The sequence below is a fragment of the Lysobacter antibioticus genome, assembly GCF_000731095.1.
GTDB lineage: Bacteria > Pseudomonadota > Gammaproteobacteria > Xanthomonadales > Xanthomonadaceae > Lysobacter > Lysobacter antibioticus_B.
On record NZ_JMTZ01000165.1, the window covers coordinates 1 to 3,426 of the forward strand.

Annotated in this window: 3 protein-coding genes; 2 read left to right on the forward strand and 1 reads right to left on the reverse strand. The window is 68.5% G+C overall.

Going from position 1 to position 3,426, the window contains the following annotated elements; all coding sequences use genetic code 11:
* Positions 1-402 (forward strand): DUF11 domain-containing protein (locus EX88_RS24140; protein ID WP_036149886.1); only part of this gene is annotated, 402 nt, incomplete at its 5' end.
* A 234-nt stretch (positions 403-636) separates the two neighbouring features.
* On the opposite strand, the gene EX88_RS0122780 is transcribed toward EX88_RS24140, so the two are convergent.
* Positions 637-2,097: a prealbumin-like fold domain-containing protein gene (locus tag EX88_RS0122780; RefSeq protein ID WP_031374274.1), complete on the reverse strand. Its 1,461-nt coding sequence runs from the start codon at positions 2,095-2,097 to the stop codon at positions 637-639.
* 86 nt (positions 2,098-2,183) lie between these two features.
* On the opposite strand from EX88_RS0122780, the gene EX88_RS0122785 reads away from it, so the two are divergent.
* Entirely contained in the window at positions 2,184-2,570 is a 387-nt protein-coding gene (locus tag EX88_RS0122785) for a hypothetical protein (protein ID WP_031374275.1), read from the forward strand.
* Positions 2,571-3,426: the final 856 nt, after the last annotated feature.

Here is a 3,426-nt window from a genome sequence, read left to right on the forward strand (position 1 = left end):
AGCCTCGATGCCGCGGCGACTGCGGCCGGCAGCGCCATCGTCTGCACCTTCACCAACATCGCCCAGGTCGCGGATCTGGCCATCACCAAAACCAACACGCCCTTGGCCGGCGACAACGACCAGGCCAACGACACCGTGGTGCGCGGCGCGACTACGCAATACACCCTGCGCGTCATCAACAACGGGCCGGTGTCGGTCACGGGTGCCATCGTCCAGGACACGCCGGTCAGTGGCTTGAACTGCCCGGCAGGCAACGTGGTGAGCTGCAGCAGTGCGACCGCCGGCGCGTGCCCGGCCGCTCCGAGTCCGATTCTGATCAGCGATCTGACCGCCGGTGTGGCGCTGGGCACCCTGCCGCTGGGCGCAGTGGTGACGCTCAGCTTCTCGTGCACCGTGCCGTAAGCGGGTCGGCGCAGCGGGCGGTGCGCGAAACCGCTGACCGGACCGCGCGGCGGGTCCGGTCAGGTACGGTCATGAGGTTCGCAGCGATAGCGAAAGACTGAGCCGGCAGAACCACCGTGGCCGACGATCGCAGGGCCGAACCGATCGTGCGAGCTGGCCCTGCGACCGCAAATCCAGCGGGGAAATCTAGCGGGGAAATCTAGCGGGCGGGGCGGAAGTGGTTCCGCCGCGCCGTCATAGCACGGTGCACGAAAACGTCAGGGTCGCGACCGTGCCGACCGACAGCGTGCCCAGCGGTACGCCCGCGGTCAGGTCGCTCATCAGGATCGGGCCCGGGCAGGCGCCGGCGGGCACGCTGCTGCAGCTCACCACGTTGCCGCTCGGGCAATTGAGTCCCGCACCGGGCGTATCGCGCACCACCGCACCGGTCACCGACACCGGCCCGTTGTTGATGACGCGCAAGCTGTATTGCGTGCTCGCACCGCGCACCAAGGTGTCGTTGGCTTGGTCGCTGTCGCCGGCCAGCGGTGTGTTGGTCTTGGTGATGGCCAGATCCGCGACCTGGGCGATATTGGTGAAGGTGCAGACGATGGCGCTGCCGGCCGCAGTCGCCGCGGCATCGAGGCTCACGCTGCGGTTCGGCAGGTCGACGGTTGCGTTACCGCCTGCACCGAGCCCGCTGCAGGAAATGCCGCCGAGCAGATAGCCGACCGGCAGCGGCGCTTCGGTCACCGTGGTCGCGGTGCCCGCGGCGGTCAGCAACTGCACCGGGCCGGCCACGCCGGTGCCGGCGGTGACGGTGGTGATGTCGTGATTGGCGATGCCGTTCGTACCGCTGAACGAAAACGTGCCGACGCCGTTCTGGGTGACCTTGACCACCTGCAAGGTGGGCAGCCGCGCATTGGTCGCGGTGCAACTGATCTCGCTGAGATTGGCGTTGGCGCTGTTCGGCGTGGTCGGCGGCCCGACCGGTGCGCTGATCAGGCTGAAGAAGGTGCGGGTGGTACCGGCGGCGCCGAGCGTCACCGCGGCACCGGAGCGATCGGTGCAGGCGATGCTGGAGGTGTAGTTGCTGAGGCTGGTGCTTGTGCCGGCGGTCTCGCTGACGGTGATGAGCGTGCCGAGCGGCACCGGCACCCAGTCGGTGGTGCCGCCGTTGCCGACATTCGCGACCGTGCCGCTGTTGGTCTGCACCGCGGTCGCCGACGCCGGCGCCACCGAGAGGTTGAACAGGCCCGGGTCCGAAGTCGGCACCAGCGCCTTGGTCAGGCGCACGCGCGGCAGCAGGGTGATCGGGTAGTCCTCGACCTCGCCGCTGTCGGCCAGGCCAGTCGCGTTCTGAACTTGCGACGTCGTGTAACCCAGGCGCAGGCGCGCATAGCTTTCGCCGGCGACATAGGTCGCGCCGGTCGGGATCGTCCAGTTCAAGGCCACGTTGCCGTTGCCGGTGACGCCGGCGCAGGCGCGCTCGCCGGTTTCGAACGTGCCGTTGCGGTTGAAGTCGATCCAGCCGCACAACTGCGGCGAGGCGCCTGAGACAGTCTGAAAACCGGCCACCGGCACCGACAGGCTGTACGTGCCGACGCCGACGATCGGCAAGGAGGCGAAGGCATTGTCGGTGTCGCCGGCGGCGTTGGTGCTGGCGCGCGGGCTGGTTGCCGGCGGGGCCGGCCATGCCGTAGCTGGTCGGCGCATCGCTGAAATCTTCGTCGACGGTGATGTTCACGCCATAGGCGTCCGGCGACACGGTGCCGGTGAGCGCCGTCGGGTTGCCGAGGCCGATGTTGAGTGCGGCCGAAGTGAAGGTGCCGTTGAGCTGGGCGGTGCCGCAGCCCGAGGTCGAGGCCGGATCGGTGCAGGCCACCGAGGGCGCGGCCGAGGAAGCGCGCAGGCGTGTGTTGCCCAGGGTCGTCGACAACGCCCCGCCGATCACCGTCCAGGTCGCGCCGCCGGTGGCGGTGAGGAAGGTCGTGCTGTTGAGCGCGCTGCCGCCGGTGCCGCCGAGGCGGGCGAAGTGGAAGCGCGGGTTGACCACCGGACGGCTGAAGTTGAAGGTCAGCGTGCCAGCGGCTTCCTGTCCGCCGCCCACCACGTTGACCGTGGTGCCCGAGGGCGAGGGCGTCATGAAGTTGAAGGTGTTCGAGCTGAGGTTGATGCGCGGGTCGTAGGCGGTAGGCGGATTGCCGTCGAACGTGGCCGCGCCGATGCCGGTCGAAGTCGTGCCCGGCGTGCCGCCGTTGCTGACGGCGGTCACCGTCAGCAGCGAGGCATAGCTCGCGCGGTTCAAGCCGGTGTCGATGGCGTCGTTCTGTTCCGACGCCGACACCGGCAGGGCGCTGCCCAGGACCAGCAGGGCCGACAGCCAAGCCAGCGCACGTGGAACGAAGAGGCGCCGCGGCGGGTCGATAGCCGGGCGCCCGAGCGGAGAAAAGGTCGCGCCATCCTGGCCGGCAGCGAAAACGATGGCATAAGCGTGCTCGCCGAGCCGCGGGTGCGGCACGGTGTTTTGCTGACTTCGCATACGGTCCCCTGGATGGTCATCGCTGAAGAACCGGCACCCGAGTCGATCGGGGACCGGTTCTCGCCATATGTGTGACTCAAGTCACACTGGCCGGCGCAAATTATCCGTACGCGGCGACGAAGTCAAAGCTTTTGTACGGTCTTTGCGCAAAACATCCGTATGGCGCGAGCGTGGCCGGAATCGCGGACGTTTGGCGTAGAGCGGCCGCATGGGGCGCGGCGACCGCAGCGCCTCGACCTCGCGGCGCTGCCGGTCGGAGCCCCGGTAGGAGCGGCGTGAGCCGCGGCCACGGGACGCGCAGAACCGACCGCGCCGGTGCCATGCATCGACGCGGCGTGTTTTCGCGAGGGTAGGAGCGGCGGCCTACTGGATTTCCCTTGGTCACAAGCCGCGACCGCGCAACTGGCGGTTGCTGCGTTTCTCGCCGCAGAGCGGTGAAGCAACATCCAACATCTAAAGCTTCCGTCCGCTGACGCGGCCGGGTTACTTTCTTTTGCTGGCCC

Excerpts from the sequence above, each read along its gene's own strand:
- EX88_RS0122780 (WP_031374274.1), bottom strand. The coding sequence starts at position 2,097 with ATGCGCCGACCAGCTACGGCATGGCCGGCCCCGCCGGCAACCAGCCCG.
- EX88_RS0122785 (WP_031374275.1), top strand. The coding sequence starts at position 2,184 with ATGTTGAGTGCGGCCGAAGTGAAGGTGCCGTTGAGCTGGGCGGTGCCG.